This is a genomic window from Pelosinus sp. UFO1 (assembly GCF_000725345.1).
Classification (GTDB): domain Bacteria; phylum Bacillota; class Negativicutes; order DSM-13327; family DSM-13327; genus Pelosinus.
Genome location: NZ_CP008852.1, coordinates 4,027,213 through 4,049,279, shown reverse-complemented (window position 1 = coordinate 4,049,279; position 22,067 = coordinate 4,027,213). Strand labels below are relative to the sequence as shown.

The following is a 22,067-nucleotide window of genomic DNA, read 5'->3' as shown; positions in this document are numbered from 1 at the left end:
CGAGGTTTACAGACTGTTATCCTAACCAGAGGGCAGGATATTACAGGCTGTTAACGAGATGAAGATGGGATTCTTAGAGCGGTTTAGTCATCGGATAAAAAAAACAACTAACATAGCTCAACAGAACTAGATTAGTTGATACAGCTTTGTATCTCAATTTTTAATAAAGTCAATTGCTGCGCTGAATTAAATAGACAGAACAAGTGTTAACTTATAACTAAAATACTACAAAAGGATACTAGAGTCAATAAAAAAGTCTTCATTTTATAAAATAAATGCATTGAATTATACGTTGTATAGATGTATAATGCGGTTAAGTTTAGTTTAATAGTGTTGGTTATGGATAACCAATTGTGTGTACAAAGAAGTACCGGCTGGATCGTTTATGACGTTCTCAGCCGGTATTTCTTTTTGGGGGGAAGGATATTTATAGTTAGAGTTCTGCTATGATATCACCCATTCGTGATACATCATAGCCTCCCATGCCTGCGATTTCATTGCGAAATGCAGGAGAACGCAATATGGATATCAATGCTTGGAAGTGAGGTTTGTCTAAATCATGTCGCAACATGACTAAATCATAACGTTCTTTTTGTAGAGGAATAAATTCCACATTTTGTACTTGCATCGCTGCCTTTTCAATACCTAATCCTACGTCAGCCTCACCACGAGCGACCGAACTGGCGATAGCCAGATGGCTGGTTTCTTCCTGGCTATAGTTTGGAATGGCTCTTGGATCAAGATTAAGCTGTTGAAACTTTTCATCAAGCAGTACTCTGGCACCCGAGCCACGTTCTCTGTTAATGAATCGAATGTCGGATCGTAGCAAATCTGGCCAGTCCTTTATATTTTTGGGGTTGCCGGGAGCTACATAAAATCCTTCTTGGCGATAGACTAAATTAATAATGAGTGCCCTTTGGCCTGGTAGCAGGTGACGTACATAAGGAGTGTTGTACTCTCCCGTATCTCCATCCCAAAGGTGAGTCGTAATCAAATTGGCCGTACCACGGTATAAAGCAATCAAGCCATCCATACTACCATTAAAGCAGCGTAAAGAGCGAACTTGAGGCATCTTTTTTTCGAGGTGACGAGTTAACACATCTAAAACAGCATCTTGTCCATAAATAATTAAACCATCTTGAGCAGTAGAAGAGACGTTAGCAGTTTGAGTGACGACTGGTGATTCTATTACATTTATACCTTTTGCATTTTTCATATACTTCTCTAGATCGGATGCTTCTATACGTAGTTTGCGTCCGATATGGTAAGCTGTCAAATCGCCGCGCTTGATGAATTCATAGACGGTGAAACGTGAAATTTTAAGAATTTTAGCCACTTCTTCTGGGGTGTAAGCTATAGTGTTTGACATTACTATCACCTCATGGTTACTTGATTATTCTGTGTACAGCATAACGTATTTTTCTGGATTTAACAACGGGACAATCTCTAAATACATGACATTTTTAAAAAAGGAGATTTCTCGAAACTATTTTGTAGTAGTTATTAAAATTTTATTGAGGAGGAAGAAATCATGCAAATTCATCCATTAGAACTTGGTTTACAGGAGGATTGTCCCTATGGGGATATTACAACTGAGTTATTGGGAATTGAAGGTCGAGGGAGGTTACGATTTATCAGTAGAATATGCTGCGCCATTAGGTTTTACTTGTAAGATAGAACAAATCAAAAGTGGAAAGGGGTTATGATTATGAAAAGTAAGTATAGTGTTTTAGTATGTTTATTTTTGCTTTTATCATTTTTTTCAGTTGGACAAGCTGCCGAAAACTCTCAGAGAACAGAGGTTATTGTATTCCATGCAGGCAGTTTAAATGGTCCTTTTCAAAAGATTGCTAATGCTTATGAAGCCATTCATCCAGAAATCAAGGTAGTATTAGAAGGTAGCGGTAGCCGAGAGGCTGCCCGCAAAGTAACAGAGTTGAACAGACCTTGTGATATTGTCGCTTCAGCGGATTATGAAACCATTGATACATTAATGAAACCGGAATTTGCCAAGTTTAATGTATTTTTTGCTAGAAATAAGGCCGTTTTAGTTTATACGGATAAAAGCAAGTATGCAGATGAAATCAATGAAGACAATTGGTATGAGGTTTTAGCTAGACCGGATGTAGAATATGGTCATACAGATCCCAATTTAGATCCTGGTGGTTATCGAGCCGTCTTATCGCTGCAACTGGCGGAAAAATATTATCAATTACCTGGTTTATACCAACGGCTCGAAAATAACTTTCATCCTACTAATATTGTGAATGATGGAAAAGTAATTCAGGAAAAACTTCGTGCAGGTCAATTAGATTATTTCTTTATGTATGAATCCTCAGCGAAACAAGGCGGGTATCGCTACGTGAAGTTACCAGAGCAACTAGACTTCTCATCCTTAGAGTATGCGGACTACTATCAACAGGCTGTTTTAAAACTTACAGGTAAGGCAGAGGGATCTTTTGTAGAGGTAAAAGGACAACCGATTATTTATGGCTTAACCTTAGTAAATAATGCACCCCATTCAAAAGAAGCATTAGAATTTTTAGAGTTCCTTTTGACGGATGGGCAAGAGTTTATGAATAGAGCTGGATTTATTCCCATGAATCCACCAAAAATCCGGGACGATGAAATGATTTTTCTGCCAGTAGAGCTTCAACATGTAGTAAAAGGTTTGTAGAAGTATCCTAAGGAAGCAGAGGCGTTTTTACAATATTTAAGAAGTGCCGATAGGATGGCAGTGATGAATAAATATGGATTTGAGGTTATTAAATAAAAAGGTTATAACATAAATGATTCTTAATGATCCCTATTATAGGGATCATTTTTATATCACTCTCAGCTATGCTATTATATGTATAACGATAGACAAACTGCAGTAGGCTAAAGATAAGATAATTTGAGGAAAATGAGGTTTTACATAATATGGATGGTCAGAATGTTGAGAAGTATACTTTTAGTAAGGAAATAGCTAAAGCGTTAGAGGAGTTAGGGTACGAGACACTCACTAAGGTTCAGGAAAAGGTAATCCCCTTGGCTCTTGCCCAGAAGGATATTGTAGTGAGATCTCAGACTGGTAGTGGTAAAACAGCTGCTTTTGCCATCCCCGTTTGTGAAAAAATAATAATCGAGCAAAAAAATCCTCAGGTATTGGTTCTTACGCCAACTAGGGAATTAGCAGTACAATTAAAACAGGAGATTTCCAATATAGGAAGGTTTAAAAGAATTAGGTGTGCCGTTGTTTTTGGTAGACAACCAATGGAAGTACAAAAAAGAGAATTAAGACAAAGGGTTCATATTGTTGTTGGTACTCCAGGAAGAACCTTAGATCACATTGAAAGAAAAAATATGAATTTAGCAGAAGTGCAGTATCTGATTATTGATGAAGCAGACAAAATGTTGGATATGGGCTTTATCGAACAGGTGGAAGCCATCCTAACAGTATTGCCTATCAGCAGGGTCACCATGTTATTTTCCGCTACCATGCCAGATAAGATTCAAGAAATATGCAAAAAATACATGAAGAATCCGATAAAGATAGAAGTTGATGCAGAAAATCCGAGTGTAAAAAACATTGAGCAAGCTTATTATGAAGTAGCAGAAGATGAAAAATTTGATTTGCTTACGAGCTTAATCTATATTGAAAGACCAGATAGTGGTATTCTCTTTTGCAATACAAGGGATAAGGTAGAGACTCTTTTCGCAAAGATGAAACAGAAAGGTTACTCTTGTGGAAGCTTGCATGGAGGAATGGAACAAAGAGATCGCTTGCACTCCATTCAAGATTTTAAAAGAGGAGAGTACCAATTTCTGATTGCGACGGATGTGGCAGCAAGAGGGATTCATATAGACGATATAGCTCTTGTGGTTAACTATGATATGCCACTGGATAATGAAAGTTATGTTCATAGAATTGGCAGAACAGGGCGGGCTGGGAACTTAGGTAGGGCTATTTCTTTTGTAACTAAGAATGAATATAGGACTTTGCATGAGATAGAGGAATATGTTGATTATAAGATACCAGAACAAGAAATTCCGAATAGGGAAGACGTGGCAGCAGGAAAATTGATGTTTAATCAACATGCTGAAATTGGGCCTACGTTAAAAATTGATAAAAGCGCAGCATTAAATCGACAAATTACTAGACTTAGGATAAATGCAGGAAAAAAGACGAAAATGCGTCCAGGAGATATACTTGGGGCGATTACTACGATTCCGGGAATTGGCGGAGGCGATATTGGCATTATTGATGTCCAAGATACCTGTTCCTATGTTGAGATCCTTGGAGATAAAGGAGATCTCGTCATGGACGGGCTCCAAGAAACCAAGATAAAAGGCAAGATACATAAAATAAAAGAAGTAGGTTTTTCTAGTATATAACCCATATAAAGTAGGTAAGAGCCAAAAGGTGAGAGGAAAAGGATACAAAAATGAGTGATAACGGATTAACAGAGAAACGTTTTGCTGAAATTATTGCAGAGAATGGTGGACGTGTTTTTAGGGTTGGTGGTTGTGTTCGGGATAGTTTTATGGGAGTGATCCCTAAGGATATTGATTTTTGCGTAGTGGGAATGGTTAAGAAAAATTTTAAGGAATTATTCCCTGAAGCTAAGGAATGTGGAAAGTCTTTTCCCGTATTTCACATGGGAATTGATGGCGTAAAGCGGGAAGTTGCTTTTGCGAGAACAGAACGAAAAGATGGTAGCGGATACAAAGGTTTTAAAGTATCAGCTAAGCCTAAAATAACCATTGAAGAAGATCTTTTCCGGCGTGACACTACAGTCAATTCCATCGCTCAGGATAGTTTGACGGGAGAGATTATTGATCCTTTCCACGGAATACAGGATATTAAAGATAGGGTCTTACGAGCGACAAGTCAACACTTTTCCGATGATCCTATGCGAGCTCTGAGACTAGCTGGACAATCTGCCCGTTTTGGTTTTAGTATCGATAAAGATACCTTACAGCTTGCCACTAAGACAGCTGAAGAACTTGCACAAGAACCTGTAGAGCGGGTACTTAGTGAATTTACAAAGGTTTTAACGGAAGCCGAGGGACCGGGGAAATTTTTCAAGGTTCTAGCAGAGGCTTTTTTACTACAGGTTACATTTAAAGAAATAGCAGAGTTATCTATTACAGAGTTTGAAAAAGCAATGAACATGCTAGATTTAGTAGCAGGCGTAACACATAATCCGAAACTAAGATTTGCATCATTAGGCTTAGTGCTGGACAAAGAGAGCTTAGTTTTATGGAATAATAAGATGACATTACCTGGTGATTGGCTGGATGCGGCGATTACTGTCAGCGAAATTATAGGCATTTTAGATAATCCCACTCCAGGTCAGATTGTAGATACCATTATTAAATTAAGGCGTGGTTCTCTTACAATAGAGGAATACGACCTCATTGCTAACGCTGCAGGATTAAAAAATCTAGAATTAGGACCACTGAGAGCTGCAATGGTCTTGTCTAAAGGAGAAGTGGTTCCTAAAACCTTACAGGGTAAAGAAATTGGAGAATGGTTAAGAAAGAAGTATGTAGAAGCCATTTCAAGACAACTAGATATTAAATAGTTAGTTAAAAATTGCTCTGAAATGCTAATTTCAGAGTAATTTTTGTTAAGTGAAGTTAAAAAAACGACTAGTAACTTTAATTACTTTAATTACTTTAGTAAATTTAGTTATTTTAATTACAGAGTCGTTTTTATAATTGGATTAACTAGTAAATTATTCCTATGCCTTATATCATTTAAAGTAAATAAAATGTCAAAAAATCATAAATATAACAATATAAAAAGGACTTTTGTCTTGATGTGGAGAAAAATGTAAAATAACCAGAAGTAGTAATAAAAGGAAACGTTTTTTGTAAATATTATAATATAAGGTGGGGTAATTTATGCGACTAACGATTGGAAAACAAATTCTATTGGTGTGCATGACAATTGTGCTAGCCTTTACAGGGCTAAGTGTGTTTACCTACTACAAAATTGACAATGTACAAGACGGCTATGATGGCGTACTAAAAAGAAGCGTCCCTCTAGTAGTTGAGATTAAGGATCTTAACATTGAGCTAAACAATCAGGCATCTCAAGTTCGTGGTTTTATATTAACAGCAGATCCTAAATATGTTCAAGGTTATGAAACATCAAGAAAAAAAATGGAAGACACCCTGTCCAGCTTGGAAAAGAAATTGATTACACCAGAGGGGAAAGAGAGGGTAGCTGGCCTTAGGGCATCATTGGCTGAGTATCATAAGGTTTCAGATCAAGGAATTCTTGCTCGGAAAACGATTGGGCAGGAGGAAGCTTTGAAATCCGTAGCAGCAGCGGGCGGGAAAATAGAAACTGCTGAAAAAAACATGAATGATACAGTGAAATTTTTAGCGGAGCGTATGGATTTACGTGTAAAAGAAAATGGGGAATCTGTGGATCATATGCAGGCAATAGTTGGGATACTGGATGTTATTATTTTTATTTTAGCCTGCGCTGCTGCATTGATTTTAGCAAGACGTATATCGAGGCCTCTAAGTCAGGTAGCTGCATCGGCCCAAAACATTGCCAATGGTGATTTAAGCGTAGTGAAGATTACATATGCCGGTAAGGATGAAATTGGCGATATGGTACAATCCTTTACTGCAATGACAGATAATCTGCGTAAGGTAATAAGCCAAGTGGCAAAGTCGGCGGAACAAGTGGCAGCAGCTAGTGAGGAATTAACTGCAAGTTCAGAGCAGTCAGCACAAGCCGCAGGACAAGTTGCGGAAACAGTTACGAATGTAGCTACTGGTGCATCGGGTCAACTTTTCGCTGTTGAGGAGACAATTTCCGTTGTACAGGATATGGCGACAGCGATTGACAATATTGCTAGTAATGCAAAAAATGTGTCTACTAAATCCGGCGAAACTGCTACTGCTGCGAATGCTGGCGGTGAGGCAGTCGGACAAGCTGTATCTCAAATGCAATTAATTAAAGAATCTGTTGCCCAAGCTGCCCAAGTGGTTCAGCAACTGGGGGCAAGCTCTCAACAAATCGGAGAAATTGTAGATGTAATTAGCGGTATTGCGGGACAAACAAATTTATTAGCACTTAATGCTGCCATTGAGGCAGCAAGGGCTGGTGAGCAAGGGCGAGGGTTTGCTGTGGTGGCTGATGAAGTAAGAAAATTAGCTGAACAGTCCCATGAAGCGGCGCAGAAAATTGCTATTATTATTCGTGAAATTCAATCCAATACAAGTGCAGCCGTAACAACCATGAATCAGGGAACAAATGAGGTAGCCAAGGGAACGGAGGTTATTACTGCAACCGGTGAACGGTTCAATTTTATTACAGGCTTGGTAGAGCAGCTTAATCGTCAAATCCAAGAGATTGGCTCGGCTGCAGAAGTCTTATCCGCTTCTAGTGGTCAGGTTGTTCATTCTGTAGACAGCGTGAAAACCGTAGCTGCTGAAACGGCAGGAGATACCCAAACCATTTCTGCAGCAACAGAAGAACAATCTGCTTCCATGGAAGAGATTGCGTCTTCCAGCCAAGCATTAGCTAACATGGCGGCTGAACTGCAGGTAATCGTGTCCCAATTCCGATTATAGATAGGCGAAATAGAATATCCTATATAGGCACTTTTCCCAAAAGGAACAGTGCCTATATTTTTATATTTAAATAAAAAATGTAGATTGACAATGTTGGAATTATCAGATATTATGAAAAAAGATTCATGTTTATTGGTTTCAGAAACCGATTAACATCATCTAGTAGGGAGATTGTAAGATGGAAAAAAGTAAAACGAATATCACAATCGCGGATGTTGCTAAAAGGGCAGGAGTTTCTAAGACAACAATATCAAGATATCTGAATGGGAAGTTTGAATTTATGTCGGCAGAATCCCAACAGAGGATTAAAGGTATTATTGAGGAATTAAATTTTCGTCCTAATAATTTGGCGAGAAGTTTAAAATCAAGTAAGAGCCATCTAATTGGCGTACTAATTGCTGATATCAGCAATCCATTTTCTTCTATATTGGTAAAGGGTATTACAGATTACTGTAAACAATGTGGATATAATGTTGTGGTTGCCAACACAGATAATGATAGTGAAAAAGAACGGGAATATATTTTATCGATGATCGATCAAAGAGTAGAAGGCTTAATTATCAATGTGTCAGGCGATAATAACGAATTTTTACGTGATATCGCAGAGAATCACGTTCCTATTGTATTAGCTGATAGACCTATTTTTCCTACTATGTTTGATACTGTTAAAACAAATGACTATCAAGCTACTATCGATGCGATTACCTATCTTGCAGAAGAAGGATTTACAAAAATAGGCTATTTTACAGAACCGATTAATAACATTGGAACTCGAATGATTAGGCAGCAGGCCTATAAGGAAGCTTGTCAAATACTACAATTAGAGCCACAAGAATTTGTGATTGATAGTAAAGATGAAAGTGGTATTCAAAATCAAGTGCAGCAATTTTTGACTCATAATCATGGACAGACAAATGCAATATTTACTGCTAATGGTGTCACTATGATAAGTGTATTAGGGGCAATGCATCGATTGGGTCTAACTATCCCGCAAGATGTTGCCATATGCGGTTTTGATAACTGGCCTTGGATGGAGTTGATTGGACCAGGAATCACGGTAGTGTCACAGCCGTTTTATGATGTTGGTGTTGAGTGTGTCAAACGTATGATGTTTAGACTAGAAGAAAATTCGAAAAGTAGTCCTGAGGTCATTGAACTGGAAAGTCAATTCATTATTAGAGGATCTACTAAGCTAAAAAAATAAATTTTTTTAGCTTAGTAACCGATAAACTAAAACGGTAAACTATTACTTAAAAGTTGATATTTTTTTGATTTAGAAACCGATAAACGAAATTGGTAAACAACAAGTAGTATATAAAACGGAGGAGGAAGATTTTGAAGAGGATGAGAGAAAATATTGTTATCAACACGATTGTTTTTAAGGATTTGATTGATGCAGGAAGCAGACAGTGGCAAACATTTGAACTAGTTAAATCTTTGGGAGTATCAAAAATTGAGATTCGCCGAGAGTGGATTGTCGATTTCCCAGGGGAAATAAAGCAAATGGTGCTAGAGGCAGAGAAACAAAAAATGCAATTGCTATATTCAGTTCCAGTCGACCTTTTCAGTAAGAAACGTTTTGATCGTAGTAACGTTCTTTCTTGCCTAGATGAGGCTGAACGTATGCAGATGAAGATGGTAAAGTTTACGATTGGTGATTTTGATGCTAGTAATGTAGAAGAAATTGAAGCGTTAAAAGCTAACTTACAAAAAAGGAACATGGTTGTCACTGTAGAAAATGATCAAACTCTGTTAAGTGGGAAAGTAACAGTGCTAAAAGAGTTTTTAGATTGCTGTAAAGAATATGAAATTCCTATTTACTGTACTTATGATATCGGCAACTGGTGTTGGGTTAATGAAAATCCAGTGAGTAATACTTCCCAACTTAAACAATATGTCAAATATATCCATTTGAAGGATGTAATTTATGAAAACGACGAACCAGCTGCTTGTGCTTTGGATCAAGGGCAAGTGGATTGGCGGTTAATACTAAAGATGTTGCCGCAAAATGTTCCTTTAGGGATTGAATATCCTTGCGGCCCTAAGCCAGTTGAAGTATTAAAGGGCACGATTGAAAGAATAGTTGATCCTAATTAAGTCATCCTAGAACCATCATATTTACTAGAGTATTCGATATGTAGTTGAAGATTTTCGATATTATTTTGTTTTAAATGACAGGAGGAAAATATATGTGTGAAATTCTTACTCTTGGAGAGCCTATGGCACTCTTTTTAGCCAATCAAAAGGGAGAGCTTGATAAAATCGAAGAATTTACCAAGCTTGTTGCAGGTGCAGAAGTAAACTTTGCAATCGGCATGGCGCGACTAGGTCATGAAGTAGCTTATATTACGAAGTTAGGAGAAGATCCTTTCGGAAAATATATTAATCGGTTTCTTTTAGAAAATAACATTGATACTCGGTATGTGAACTATGATGCAGGGCATTTTACAGGCTTTCAATTAAAATCAAAAGTGGAAGTTGGCGATCCAGAAGTTTTTTATTTCCGCAGGCATTCAGCAGCTTCTCACTTACACACAGAAGATGTTAGTGATATTCTCTGGGACAAAGTCAAACATCTTCATTTAACAGGAATACCTCCTGCTCTATCTTCCACTTGTCGAGAAGTGAGCTACAAGCTAATGGCAGCTGCTAGAGAAAAAGGTATTTCTATTTCATTTGATACCAATTTACGGCCACAGTTATGGAAAAGTAAGGAGGAGATGGTAAGTGTTATTAATGACTTAGCCTTTCGCAGCGATCTTGTATTACCTGGGGTTAATGAAGGCAAAATCTTAACGGGTAGTGATGATCCCAACCAGATTGCTGACTTCTACTTGAAAGAAGGAGTGTCTACCGTCGTTATTAAGTTAGGTGAGAAAGGAGCTTTTGTTAAAACACAAGATACTTCTTTTGAAGTACAGGGGTTTAAAGTGGAAAAAGTTGTAGATACGGTAGGTGCAGGAGATGGATTTGCCGTAGGTGTAGTTAGTGGCTTAAGGGCTGGGTTATCCCTTAAAGATGCGGTAGTGAGGGCGAATGCGATTGGGGCTTTAGTAGTCATGTTCCCAGGTGATAATGATGGATTACCAAATTCACGACAACTTGAATCGTATTTGCAGACTCAGCTTGGACAACAGGTGTAAGAAAAATATTTATGTAAAAAATGTAGGTGTAAGGGAGATGAGTATTTGGTTAAGGTACTAGTGACGGCAAGATCCTTTGCGTTATGTGATGAGGCAAAAGCTCTCTTGGAGTCCCAAGGATATTTAATTACATGGAATCCAGTTGGAAGGCCTTTAAAAGAAGAAGAGCTCCTAGAGTTAATACCAGGAATGGATGCTTTGATTACAGGGACAGATGAGGTAACTGAAAAGGTAATTGCAGCAGGATTGCCTACCCTTAAAGTTATCGGTAAATATGGCGTAGGGTACGACAATATTAATGTTGCTGCTGCGAAAGAACATGGGATACAAGTGACCTATACTCCAGGAGTTCTGACGAAATCAGTAGCTGAATTAGCCATGGGGCTATTAATGGCAGTGACTCGTAATATTGCCGCTATGGATCAATTGGTACGGCAAGAAAAATGGGAGAGAATTACGGGAACAGAGTTATCTGGTAAAACGATTGGCATTGTGGGAACAGGAAATATCGGTAGGGAAGTTGCTAAAAGGGCCGCGGCCTTTGATATGAATATAATAGCTTTCGATGTTTGGCCTAGTCTTGACTTTGCTGCTCAGTACGCAACCAAGTATGTATCGTTGGAAGAACTCTTTAAAAAAGCAGACTTTATCTCATTGCACGCACCTTCTACCCCTGAAACCGTTGGTATGATTCATGCGAAAAGCTTGCAAAGCATGAAAAATACAGCTGTACTTATCAATACAGCCCGTGGCGATCTGATTGTTGAGGAAGATCTAATTAAGGCCTTGCAGGAAGGGGTAATTGCTGGTGCAGGTTTAGATACTTTCGCAGTGGAACCTCTGCGTGATCAAAGATTTTTTAGTTTGAAGAATGTTGTATTAACACCACATGCCGGTTCAAATACTCGTGAAACGGTGGCCAGAATGAGTATAATGGTTGCTACTGATGTGGTAGCAGTTCTAGGTGGCAATCCACCTCACTATCCTGTGAGGTAATATAGCAACATGTTGAGTAAGGTATGAAAAATATTAAGAGAAGAAGGAGAAAATAAAATGGAAGTAAAAGCGTTGGCTCCTAGTCGTTGGATGAAATTGATTCCGCTGGCATTTATCACTTATAGTTTAGCTTATCTTGATCGGGCGAATTACAGTTTTGGGGCAGCTTCTGGCCTTGCTCGGGATTTGAACATTACGGCATCCGCATCCTCATTACTTGGTGCATTATTTTTCTTAGGATATTTCTTTTTTCAAATTCCAGGTGCACTTTATGCTGAAAAACGCAGTGCAAAAAAACTCGTATTTTGGACATTGATCTTATGGGGTGGCTTGGCTACTGCAACAGGTATGGTTAACGATATCTCTGCCCTATATGTCATTCGATTTATGTTGGGGGTCGTGGAAAGCGTAGTTATGCCAGCGATGCTGGTATTTTTGAGCCATTGGTTTACTAAATCGGAGCGTTCTAGAGCCAATACTTTCTTGATTTTGGGGAATCCAATTACTGTATTATGGATGTCTATCGTATCAGGATATCTTGTAAATTCTTTTGGTTGGCGCTGGATGTTTATAATAGAAGGTATTCCTTCTATTATTTGGGCCGTTATTTGGTGGATGATGGTTACAGATCATCCCAAAGAAGCCAATTGGCTTACATCTTCTGAGAAAAAGGATATTGAAGAAGCCTTACTAGAAGAGCAGAAAGGCTTAAAACCAGTTAAAAATTACGCAGAAGCCTTCAAATCACCAAAGGTAATTACTCTTGCTTTTCAATATTTCTTTTGGAGTATTGGTGTTTATGGATTTGTGATGTGGCTACCATCTATTATTAAGTCTGCATCTAATATGGGAATCGTTGCTGCAGGTTGGCTCTCTTCGGTACCTTATGCCTTGGCGGCAGCCTTGATGGTAATTATTTCATACTATTCTGACAAAACCCAGAATCGCAAAGGTTTTGTATGGGTATCCTTACTCATTGGTGCCATTGCCTTTTTCGGATCTTATTTACTAGGGGCTTCTAACTTTTGGCTATCTTATTTTCTGCTGGTTATTGCCGGTGGTGCGATGTATGCTCCATATGGACCATTTTTTGCCATCATCCCAGAAATTTTACCGAGAAATGTGGCAGGGGGAGCCATGGCTCTCATTAATAGCTTTGGAGCGTTAGGTTCATTTGTCGGAGCTTATATTGTAGGGTATCTCAATGGTGCTACAGGTGGGCCAAGTGCATCCTATATATTTATGGCAAGCTCATTAGTATTGGCAGTCATATTGACATTGGTTACAAAAACCTCTTCTTCCGATGTATCGACAACCCATATTGCGAACTAATTATTTTACTCTTATCCTACGAGGTTTTGATAAGAAAAATCAATGTAATGGATTTTATCTGTAGCCTAAGTTTGGGATGCAGTGGTGTTAATTCTTGAAACAAGTAGGGGGATTCTTATGGATAATGTATTATCAAAAATGCCTGCATACCAAAGGGCGATAGCAAAAGGGCACCTAGGTTCCTGTGGAGCTAACTATAGAAATTTAGATCGGCCAATCATTGCAGTTGTCAACTCATGGAATGAAATCGTACCAGGGCATGCACACCTTAGAGATTTAGCAGCTCATGTAAAACGGGGTATTATTGATAATGGTGGGCATCCCTTAGAATTTAATACCATAGCGATTTGTGATGGTATTGCTCAAGGGCATGATGGAATGAGATATGTGTTACCGAGTCGTGAATTGATCAGTGACTCAATTGAAGTCATGATAAAAGCGCATGGTATTTTTGATGGAATGGTATTACTAGGTTCTTGTGATAAGATTGTGCCAGCTATGCTAATGGCGGCAGCAAAGTTAAATATTCCAACTGCCATGGTTACTGGGGGGCCTATGATCAATCAGATTAAACCCAGTGAATCTAAGAGTGCTCGTCAACAATTTATTCGTGGTGAAATTGATGAGGAAAAACTTGTTGAAGCTACGGTAAAGTATTATCCTACGGCTGGTATTTGTCCCTTTTTGGGAACAGCCAATACGATGAGTATTGCAGTAGAGACACTAGGCCTTTCCTTAACTGGATCTTCTCTAATACCAGCCATTAGTAGAGAGAAAGAACAAAATGCCTATGATACAGGTTACACTGTTGTAAACTTGGTAAATCAAAATATACAACCCCGTGATATCATGACAAAAGAGGCATTTCATAATACAACAGCTGTTATTTTAGCTATGGGGGCTTCTTTAAATAGTGTATTGCATTTACCTGCCATTGCCAAAGAATGTGGTATTGAATGGACTTATCGTGATTTTGACCGTATTAGTCGTAAAACACCACTATTGACACAGGTGACGCCAAATGGTGGGGAATATACAGTAGCTGATCTTTATCCTGTTGGTGGAATTCCTACTATTATGAAGGAACTAATCCCTGTTTTAGCTACAAATACAGTAGGTGTGAATGGGAAAAGTTTGGCTGAAAACTTAGAAAGCGCTGCAGATGCAGATGGAGTTATTATTCACTCCTTTACAGATGCTTTTTCTAGGGAAGGTGGTATTGCTGTATTATATGGTAATTTGGCACCAGAAGGGGCTGTCGTTAAGTGTTCCGCTGTTCCTAAAGAAAAATGGATATATTCAGGTCCTGCGAAAGTATTTGATTCAGAAGAAGCTTGCATTAATGCAGCGCAAAAAGGCGAATTATCTTCTGGGGATGTACTTATAATTCGTAATGAGGGTCCTATTGGTGGCCCAGGAATGAGGGAGATGCATAGAGCCACTGAGATTATTGCTGCAGTTGGTGATGCTGCAATCGTTACAGATGGGCGTTTCTCAGGGGCTTCAGGTGGATTATCCATCGGATATCTTTCTCCAGAAGCTGCAGAAAGAGGACCCATTGCTTTTGTGCAAAATGGTGACAGAGTAAGTATCAATATTTATGAGCGAAGTATTCACTGGGAGATAACAGACGAAGAATATCAAAACAGGAAAGAAAATTATCAACCAGTTATCAAGGACATAAAAAGTGAATTTCTTACATTATATGGAGCGAATACGACTTCTTCTGCTAAAGGTGCAGTTCGCCGTTAAAACATAAATGAAAAAGGATCGGGAGGATAGAGAATTGGAAAAAGAAAAGGTAATCACTAAGATTATTGAAGGAGGCCTCGTTGCTGTTGTACGAGCGCAAACCAAAGAAGAGGCAAAGAAGGTTACAGAAGCCTGCATTGCAGGTGGTGTTGTAGCCATTGAGATCACTTTTACCGTTCCAGGCGCGAATGAAATCATAAGTGAATTGGCAAAGATTTATTCACCAGAGGAAATTTTACTTGGAGCTGGAACGGTTCTTGACCCAGAAACAGCAAGAATTGCTATTTTAAGTGGTGCGCAGTATGTTGTATCTCCTTGCCTGAATGTAGACACTGTCAAATTATGCAATCGGTATCGGGTACCAATCATGCCAGGTGCAATGACTATTAGAGATGTAGTGGAAGGAATGGAAGCTGGTGCAGACATTATTAAAGTGTTTCCAGGCGAACTTTTTGGACCTGGTTTTATTAAAGCCATTAAGGGCCCTCTACCTCAAGCAAGACTGATGCCTACAGGCGGTGTTGGCGTTGATAATGTGGGAGAGTGGATCAAGGCTGGCTGCGTGGCAGTGGGTGTAGGTAGTAACCTTACTGGAGGAGCCAAAACTGGTGATTATACTTCTATTACAACAAAGGCTAAAGAATTCGTTGAGGCCATACGTTTAGCCAGAGCATAAGTTTTATGGGAAATAGGATATAAGGTCTAGCACAGTCAACTAGTACGCTATGACAGCAACAAGAACCCTACAGATTACTGTCCTGTAGGGTTCTTGTTGCCGAAAGGCATCTGATCATAATACTGCATTAAGGGAAATTTTTAATAGTCTGTGTCCTCTAACAGTTCATTACCTGAAAAAGTATCAACACCTACTGTACATTTCATGTCTGCAGTAGTACTCTTTTTTGCTTCCGTTGAAAGAATATTATTATTGAATTCAACTTCGCCATTAATGTTTTTGCCGTTCCATTGCTGATAAACCTTTTTATTATCCAACTGATCGCCTCCTAAATTAATAGAGCTAACAATAGTTTTCCCAAGTAACAAGGTGATAGTCTGGTAATGTTTTTAAATATAGCTACAAAAATAGAGGATTAAGCAATAAACAATTTTTCGTATATTTATTACTTTGTTAAATTTGGAGATATAGTCGCTATGTTAGGGATTTTCATAGAATATGGCTAAATAAGGGCGTCCTTTTTAAAAAATAACTTGTATATTTATTAAGCAAATGATATAGTTTATAATATTTCCTGGGAAAAAAAGTGACAATAACTGACAAGTTATATGAATTATGTTAGAGGGATATCTTTTTTTCGAATCAGAATTATAACACTTTTTGTTCAAGTCCTTCTGAAAAAACTGAGAAATACCAGGGGATAAAGACGAGGGAATATTTTGAAACTCCATGTAGTCATTAGCACAAAAGTAGTCTTACTATGTAAAGCAAAATAGGAGGATAAGTCATGCAGATTCGACAGAAAATCATTGTATCTTTAGCAGTAATTTTAAGTTTAATGGTGGGAATGAGTGTATATTCATTATGGTCTTCTAATCAAATAAAGAAAGGCATCAACAATATTCAGACTAGTAATGCAGCAGCAATTATTGCAGCTAAAGCTGAAAATGAATATACGAGTGCAGTATTAGAAATCAGACGTTACATAGCTGATGGAGATGAAAAGTATAGTAAAAACTTTGAAGAGAAGTTGACTGCTGTTGAGGAATTAGAAAAACAACTCCTTGCTTTGACGCCACCTGATAAGTTAAAAGATATTGAAAAACTAATTGATGATACGACTAAATATAAGACCGGTGTAGTAACTCGCCTTATCCCAGTACTGCGGGAACAACATAAGGATAGAATAGCTGGCAATATCGAAAAAGCGAATGAAAAGTCTCTGACAAGTGGCGCGATAACTCGTGAGTTAACACCATTCGCTCAGTCTATACAAAAAACACTACATACTACCGTGGAAGAAAATGCTAAGCTTGCCCTTGCAGAAGTGGATGAAGCGAACCATAATGTATCTTATAATGTGACTATGGCAATTACATTAAGTGTTATAGCTTTGATTTTTGGTGTGATACTGAGTGTTTACCTAACAAAACAAGTCACATCCCCGATAAAATACATTACAGCAGAGCTGACTACCATGGCAGCGGGCGATTTTTCAGGATCCATTCATCAAGGACTTAGCATGCGTTCCGATGAATTTGGTATTCTTGCCAAGTCACTGACAGAGATGAAAGGTAATTTAAAACGACTTTTCTCACAAGTGCAAGAGAAAGTAGAACAGCTTTCAGCTGCATCGGAACAGCTAACTGCTGGAGCAGAACAATCTGCGCAGGCTGCCACCTTAGTTGCTGATTCCATCATGGATGTAGCGGCAGGAACAGAAAAACAAACAAACGCAGTTAATACTACCTTAACTGTGGCCGAAAAATCTGCCTTTGATGCGAAAATAGTAGCTCAAAATGCGCAGCATGCCACGGAAACATCTCAAAGAACAACTTCTGCAGCTCAAAATGGTGGAAAACTTATTAATTCGGCGGAAGAACAAATGGCTAATATTGAAGCTACTGTAGGTCATTCTGCGCAAGTAGTAGGCAAGTTAGGAGAACGTTCTCAGCATATAGGGCAAATCGTAGATACCATCTCTGGGATCGCTGGGCAAACCAATCTATTGGCTCTTAATGCAGCAATTGAAGCTGCCCGTGCAGGAGAGCAGGGTAGAGGCTTTGCTGTCGTCGCTGAAGAAGTACGTAAGCTTGCAGAGCAATCGGAAGAAGCAGCAAAACAAATTGCAACGTTAATTAGTGAAATTCAACAGGAAACGGAACAAGCTGTTTTGGTAATGAACACTGGTACGGAAGAAGTAAAGGATGGTACGAGAGTAGTTTTGGAGGCGGGGAATGCATTTAATCAGATTATCCAACTTGTAGGCGAGGTTACCACGCAAGTTAAGGAAATCTCCAATGCCGCTGATCAAATTTCAATTGGGAGCCAAGATATTGTTGGCGCAGTCCGTGGGATTGACGAAGTTACCAAAGGGAATGCTCTCCAGACTCAAACTGTTTCCGCTGCAACTGAGCAGCAAACTGCATCTATGCAGGAAATTGCGGCAACTAGCCGCAGCCTTTCTCATATGGCAGAAGAATTACAGGATGCTGTCCGTAAATTTAGAGTATAAAGAAATATTGTTACGTTTTTTGGTAATCAAGTAAAATTCAAAGACTAAGATGTAGGTGGCGTTTTTCACTCCACTTACATCTTAGTCTTTCTGTATTTGCAGGGAATATATAGCTAGGAGTCGAAGTGATTAAGAAACAGAACTATGGGTGTAATGTGAAAAAGATAGGAGGCTTACATATGATTTATACACGTACAGGTGATAAGGGGATGACTAGTCTGTTAGATGGTAGTCGTGTGCGGAAGAACAGTATACGCGTAGATAGTTACGGAACCATTGACGAGTTAAATTCATTATTAGGCTTTGGGAAGCATTTTATTATGAATCCAGCTATCGTAGAAAAAATCCATATTGTGCAGTTAGAGCTTTTTGCCGTCGCTGCTGAGTTGGCAGATCCTAAAGGGGAAATGTACCCTGCAAAAATTGGCGAGGCTGAAATTTTGCGTTTTGAAACTTGGATTGATGAATATGTCAAGCTTATGAATCCCGCTCCTAAATTTATAGTGCCAGGCAGCAGCCAGGCTTCTGGGATTCTACATGTAGCCCGTACTGTTTGCCGACGTGCTGAAAGGCTTATGACGTCACTAGAAGAGATAGAACCAGTGAGTTCGTCTTTAATGAAATATGTAAATCGCTTGTCTGATGTATTATACACCTTTGCCCGCTTTTTGGAAGAACAGCAAGAATTGGTTAATTCATAACTAGGATTTTACGGAGTACAATAGACTGTAGCCTCACAAAATGGCATAATAGAAGCATAATTTGTCTTCCGGGGCAAGCTATGCTTTTATTTACGAGATTTGAAAGTACAATAACTTCTGAATCAAGTTTTATTTCTCTGTACAGATAGGTCTAGTACATTTTATTTTTTTATAGCAAGGAGTTTTATCATGAAAATACAACGAATTTTTTTACTCTATATTTTAATGAATGTTATTGCTTTCTTACATTTGGATGTAGCGCCCGCCTTTGCGGCAGCTAACAATCCGCAACCAATTGATTATATAAATGGCGTAGTGTTGTCGGTACAATCCCTTGAAATTTCATCGAATAAGAATATGGGGGTTACTGGGAAAAATTTAATAACGATTCAGCTTACATCAGGGGCAGAAGCTGGTAAAGAGGTGCAGAGTATTAACTATACTACCAACCAGCCATTATTTGACATCAGCCCTAGTCCTGGGGATAAGATCATTTTGGCTGTAAACGAGACACAAAGTGTAAAACAATACCATGTCGCGGATTATAATCGCCTTTTTCCTATGTATATACTAGTAGGTGTCTTTATTTTATCCTTGTTGTTGCTTGGGAAAAAGATTGGTGTTAAGACCTTGTTTGTTATTTGTTTTTCTGTAATTTTGATTCTTAAGGGTATGATTCCCCTTATTTTGAGTTATCATTGGAACTTTATTTTGGCTACCATGCTTGTTTGTGCAGTGATTGCTACCGTAACGCAAATTACAATTAGTGGTTGGAATGCAAAGACCTGGGGAGCAATTATTGGTACTGTAGGTGGTGTTGTTATAGCAGGGATTTTAGCAGCAATATCCATTTCGTGGATGCATTTAACAGGCTTAGATAGTGAAGAAGCTATGATGCTCAAAGTTACTACGTTATCCTTCATGAACTTTCAAGAAGTTCTATTTGCAGGAATTATTTTAGGATCACTAGGCGCTGTGATGGATGTAACGATATCGATTGCCTCTACCCAATTTGAAATTAAAAAATCTTGTCCTCATTATGGATTTACAGAAGTATTTAAATCTGGCATAAACGTTGGACGAGATGTTATGGGAACTATGGCAAATACCTTAATTTTAGCTTATACGGGGAGTTCCTTACCTTTGATTTTTCTGATTACATCACAAGAAAATGTGTCCTTAGTACGCATTATGAATTTAAATATTGTGGCGACAGAAATAACGAGAGCTCTTACTGGAAGCATTGGATTAATCTGCTCCATACCGCTAACAGCTGCCATTACAGCCCTCCTCTTGAGCCGAATCAATAAGCAGTAATATATTATGAAGTCTTAATAGTTCATTTTGTTGACATTATATGTAATATAATGTAGAATAAAGTAAAAATACGAAACCAAATATTGGGCAAACTTATCGAAAGGTAAGGACGCAAAGCTATGGGTCTAAGGAATTTTTATTCTATGACCGCCAAGCTGCCGATTCAATTTAGATTTGTAATTAGCAGCAGGACATAGTGAACTGGTGCTAATTTTTTTATTTTAGGAGGATTATTTTGCAGCTTAGAATTAAGGGGAAAATTCTTACCATTATTTTAGTAGTTTCATTGGCCATGCTCACAGTAGGTTCGATAGGGTATTATTATACAAATGCAATGAGCAATGAAATGAAAATTATGTACAATGAAAATCTTTTATCCATTAAACGATTAAATGAGACTCGGCATAATTTTAGGGCAGTTCACGGAATGATTCTGGAACTTATTTTTGGTAATGTAGATAAGGCAACCGAAGATAAGTTAACAAATGAAATAAAATCATTGGCATTGGAAACGGATAAAACCTTAAAAGCCTATGAGAGTCAAAAACTAACACCATATGAGCAAGAAAAATTACTTAAGCTAAAAGAAGCAATTGGTCAGTATCGGACAGAGCGACAAAAGGCAATTGATTTAGCAAAACAAGGGAAAAAGCAAGAAGCTTATACATATTTTACCCAGCAGGCTGCAGGTAAACTTGAAGCGGTAAATATAACTCTCCAAGAACTAGCAAATTATATGGCGGAAAAAAGTGATAAGGCCAATCGAGAAGGAGAAGAACATGCTAGTTTTGCCGGTAAAGTGATTTTCTCATTAACGGGGCTTTTTGCTTTACTAAGTATGTTTCTTGGGTGGAAACTATCTACTATGATTGTCAGCAGATTAGGAACTGTAGGTGCCTTTTTAGCTGAAATAGCAAATGGGAATTTAGGTCTAGAAAACGTAAAAATCGCCGAGAGGGATGAAATCGGTGAAATAGGCCAGGGTTTAAACAAGATGGCTGATAGTCTAAAAGGAGTTGTCCGCCAGGTAATTGAATCAGCTGAACAGGTGGCGGCGTCTTCAGAAGAACTGACAGCAAGTGCAGAACAATCAGCGCAGGCTACCAATCAGGTAGCAGCTACCATTAGTGAAGTAGCCCAGGGGGCTGAAAACCAGGCTAGTGCAGTAACGACAACTACTTCCGTAGTTGAACAGTTATCTACGGGTATTGAGCAAGTTTCCCTAAATGCAACAAAAATGAGTGAGGTATCCGATAAAACGTTCCAAGCAGCCCAAGATGGTGGTAAAGCAGTAAAAGCTGCAATGAATCAGATGGATATTGTGGAACAGACAGTGACCAAATCAGCGAATGTTGTTGCAAAACTAGGGGAAAGATCGAAAGAAATGGGACAAATTGTTGAGACGATTTCTGGAATTGCGGCACAAACGAATCTACTTGCTTTGAATGCAGCTATTGAGGCTGCCCGTGCAGGAGAGCATGGTAGAGGATTTGCTGTAGTTGCGGAAGAGGTACGAAAGTTAGCAGAACAATCTCAAGAGTCAGCAAAGGAAATTGCAAATTTAATTGCAGAAGCTGGTATGGATACAGATCAAGCTGTTAACGCTATGAAAGAAGGAAGTCGTGAGGTCAATGTGGGAGCTGAGGTAGTAAACACTGCTGGGAAAGCTTTCAAAGAAATTTCTACTTTTATTGATCAATTGACAGGTCAAATCAAAGAAACTTCTGCTTCTATTGGGCAAATGGCTTCGGGTAGCCAGAAGATCGTAGCATCTGTACATGATATTGACCAAATTAGTAAAGATACGGCCAGTAGAACTCAAACTGTATCTGCAGCTACTGAGGAGCAATCAGCATCCATGGAAGAGATTGCTGCATCTAGCCAGGCATTAGCTAAGATGGCAGAAGAACTTCAAGGCGTTGTAAGAAGGTTTAGGATATAGAAGAGTAATACTAAAGGCCCTCCGTTAAGGAGGGCCTTTAGTGTTAAGTTTGCGCTGCACTAGCTTTTAGGTCTCATTACTATAGCAGATGCATAGGTTCCTGAATCTGTCA

General features: G+C 38.6%; 18 protein-coding genes and 1 riboswitch. Of the genes, 16 read left to right on the top strand and 2 right to left on the bottom strand.

Translation table 11 applies throughout. The annotated features are described in order from the left end of the window. Nucleotides 1-433: 433 nt before the first annotated feature. The gene (locus UFO1_RS19115) at nt 434-1,369 is read right to left on the bottom strand and encodes a helix-turn-helix transcriptional regulator (RefSeq protein ID WP_038673488.1); all 936 of its coding nucleotides are present in this window, start codon (nt 1,367-1,369) and stop codon (nt 434-436) included. A 208-nt stretch (nt 1,370-1,577) separates the two neighbouring features. On the opposite strand from UFO1_RS19115, the gene UFO1_RS26075 reads away from it, so the two are divergent. From UFO1_RS26075 to UFO1_RS19060, 12 genes are all read left to right on the top strand, one after another. Beyond that, the gene (locus UFO1_RS26075; protein ID WP_256380526.1) at nt 1,578-1,706 is read left to right on the top strand and encodes a hypothetical protein; all 129 of its coding nucleotides are present in this window, start codon (nt 1,578-1,580) and stop codon (nt 1,704-1,706) included. A gap of 2 nt (nt 1,707-1,708) precedes the next feature. Further along, nucleotides 1,709-2,677, top strand: coding sequence for an extracellular solute-binding protein (locus UFO1_RS19110; protein WP_038673485.1), 969 nt, complete (start codon nt 1,709-1,711; stop codon nt 2,675-2,677). 245 nt (nt 2,678-2,922) lie between these two features. Next, on the top strand, nt 2,923-4,377 hold the full coding sequence (locus UFO1_RS19105; protein WP_038673484.1) for a DEAD/DEAH box helicase: 1,455 nt from the start codon (nt 2,923-2,925) through the stop codon (nt 4,375-4,377). Between the two features lie 50 nt (nt 4,378-4,427). Continuing rightward, a complete protein-coding gene (locus UFO1_RS19100; RefSeq protein WP_038673482.1) occupies nt 4,428-5,570 on the top strand; it encodes a CCA tRNA nucleotidyltransferase in 1,143 nt (380 codons plus the stop codon). A gap of 322 nt (nt 5,571-5,892) precedes the next feature. Next, complete coding sequence (locus tag UFO1_RS19095) at nt 5,893-7,581, top strand: methyl-accepting chemotaxis protein (protein ID WP_038673479.1); 1,689 nt, start codon at nt 5,893-5,895, stop codon at nt 7,579-7,581. Nucleotides 7,582-7,759: 178 nt separating this feature from the next. Beyond that, entirely contained in the window at nt 7,760-8,785 is a 1,026-nt protein-coding gene (locus tag UFO1_RS19090; RefSeq protein ID WP_038673477.1) for a LacI family DNA-binding transcriptional regulator, read from the top strand. Nucleotides 8,786-8,916: 131 nt separating this feature from the next. Further along, nucleotides 8,917-9,678 carry a sugar phosphate isomerase/epimerase gene (locus UFO1_RS19085; protein ID WP_144390903.1) on the top strand — a complete coding sequence of 254 codons (762 nt, stop codon included), beginning with the start codon at nt 8,917-8,919 and terminating at the stop codon, nt 9,676-9,678. 92 nt (nt 9,679-9,770) lie between these two features. After that, on the top strand, nt 9,771-10,724 hold the full coding sequence (locus tag UFO1_RS19080; RefSeq protein ID WP_038673475.1) for a sugar kinase: 954 nt from the start codon (nt 9,771-9,773) through the stop codon (nt 10,722-10,724). 45 nt (nt 10,725-10,769) lie between these two features. After that, on the top strand, nt 10,770-11,720 hold the full coding sequence (locus tag UFO1_RS19075) for a phosphoglycerate dehydrogenase (RefSeq protein ID WP_038673474.1): 951 nt from the start codon (nt 10,770-10,772) through the stop codon (nt 11,718-11,720). Nucleotides 11,721-11,777: 57 nt separating this feature from the next. Then, complete coding sequence (locus UFO1_RS19070) at nt 11,778-13,052, top strand: MFS transporter (RefSeq protein WP_038673472.1); 1,275 nt, start codon at nt 11,778-11,780, stop codon at nt 13,050-13,052. Between the two features lie 117 nt (nt 13,053-13,169). Next, entirely contained in the window at nt 13,170-14,804 is a 1,635-nt protein-coding gene (gene ilvD, locus UFO1_RS19065) for a dihydroxy-acid dehydratase (protein WP_038673470.1), read from the top strand. Nucleotides 14,805-14,838: 34 nt separating this feature from the next. After that, the gene (locus tag UFO1_RS19060; RefSeq protein ID WP_038673467.1) at nt 14,839-15,480 is read left to right on the top strand and encodes a bifunctional 2-keto-4-hydroxyglutarate aldolase/2-keto-3-deoxy-6-phosphogluconate aldolase; all 642 of its coding nucleotides are present in this window, start codon (nt 14,839-14,841) and stop codon (nt 15,478-15,480) included. Between the two features lie 140 nt (nt 15,481-15,620). Here the strand turns inward: UFO1_RS19060 and UFO1_RS25495 are convergent, their stop codons facing one another. Further along, nucleotides 15,621-15,797 carry a hypothetical protein gene (locus UFO1_RS25495; protein ID WP_173406232.1) on the bottom strand — a complete coding sequence of 59 codons (177 nt, stop codon included), beginning with the start codon at nt 15,795-15,797 and terminating at the stop codon, nt 15,621-15,623. A 470-nt stretch (nt 15,798-16,267) separates the two neighbouring features. Between UFO1_RS25495 and UFO1_RS19055 the strand changes: the two genes are divergently transcribed. From UFO1_RS19055 to UFO1_RS19040, 4 genes are all read left to right on the top strand, one after another. Then, nucleotides 16,268-17,995, top strand: coding sequence for a methyl-accepting chemotaxis protein (locus tag UFO1_RS19055; RefSeq protein ID WP_038673465.1), 1,728 nt, complete (start codon nt 16,268-16,270; stop codon nt 17,993-17,995). Between the two features lie 179 nt (nt 17,996-18,174). Further along, the gene (locus UFO1_RS19050) at nt 18,175-18,696 is read left to right on the top strand and encodes a cob(I)yrinic acid a,c-diamide adenosyltransferase (RefSeq protein ID WP_038673463.1); all 522 of its coding nucleotides are present in this window, start codon (nt 18,175-18,177) and stop codon (nt 18,694-18,696) included. Between the two features lie 189 nt (nt 18,697-18,885). Then, on the top strand, nt 18,886-20,013 hold the full coding sequence (locus tag UFO1_RS19045; protein ID WP_038673461.1) for a YibE/F family protein: 1,128 nt from the start codon (nt 18,886-18,888) through the stop codon (nt 20,011-20,013). A gap of 76 nt (nt 20,014-20,089) precedes the next feature. After that, a riboswitch (cyclic di-GMP riboswitch) is annotated at nt 20,090-20,176 on the top strand. 72 nt (nt 20,177-20,248) lie between these two features. After that, entirely contained in the window at nt 20,249-21,955 is a 1,707-nt protein-coding gene (locus tag UFO1_RS19040) for a methyl-accepting chemotaxis protein (protein WP_038673459.1), read from the top strand. Nucleotides 21,956-22,067 lie beyond the last annotated feature (112 nt).

Bases quoted from the DNA above. Each gene is read 5' to 3' on its own strand.
- UFO1_RS19115 (WP_038673488.1), bottom strand. From the start codon at position 1,369: ATGTCAAACACTATAGCTTACACCCCAGAAGAAGTGGCTAAAATTCTT.
- UFO1_RS26075 (WP_256380526.1), top strand. From the start codon at position 1,578: ATGGGGATATTACAACTGAGTTATTGGGAATTGAAGGTCGAGGGAGGT.
- UFO1_RS19110 (WP_038673485.1), top strand. From the start codon at position 1,709: ATGAAAAGTAAGTATAGTGTTTTAGTATGTTTATTTTTGCTTTTATCA.
- UFO1_RS19105 (WP_038673484.1), top strand. From the start codon at position 2,923: ATGGATGGTCAGAATGTTGAGAAGTATACTTTTAGTAAGGAAATAGCT.
- UFO1_RS19100 (WP_038673482.1), top strand. From the start codon at position 4,428: ATGAGTGATAACGGATTAACAGAGAAACGTTTTGCTGAAATTATTGCA.
- UFO1_RS19095 (WP_038673479.1), top strand. From the start codon at position 5,893: ATGCGACTAACGATTGGAAAACAAATTCTATTGGTGTGCATGACAATT.
- UFO1_RS19090 (WP_038673477.1), top strand. From the start codon at position 7,760: ATGGAAAAAAGTAAAACGAATATCACAATCGCGGATGTTGCTAAAAGG.
- UFO1_RS19080 (WP_038673475.1), top strand. From the start codon at position 9,771: ATGTGTGAAATTCTTACTCTTGGAGAGCCTATGGCACTCTTTTTAGCC.
- UFO1_RS19070 (WP_038673472.1), top strand. From the start codon at position 11,778: ATGGAAGTAAAAGCGTTGGCTCCTAGTCGTTGGATGAAATTGATTCCG.
- ilvD (WP_038673470.1), top strand. From the start codon at position 13,170: ATGGATAATGTATTATCAAAAATGCCTGCATACCAAAGGGCGATAGCA.
- UFO1_RS19055 (WP_038673465.1), top strand. From the start codon at position 16,268: ATGCAGATTCGACAGAAAATCATTGTATCTTTAGCAGTAATTTTAAGT.
- UFO1_RS19050 (WP_038673463.1), top strand. From the start codon at position 18,175: ATGATTTATACACGTACAGGTGATAAGGGGATGACTAGTCTGTTAGAT.
- UFO1_RS19045 (WP_038673461.1), top strand. From the start codon at position 18,886: ATGAAAATACAACGAATTTTTTTACTCTATATTTTAATGAATGTTATT.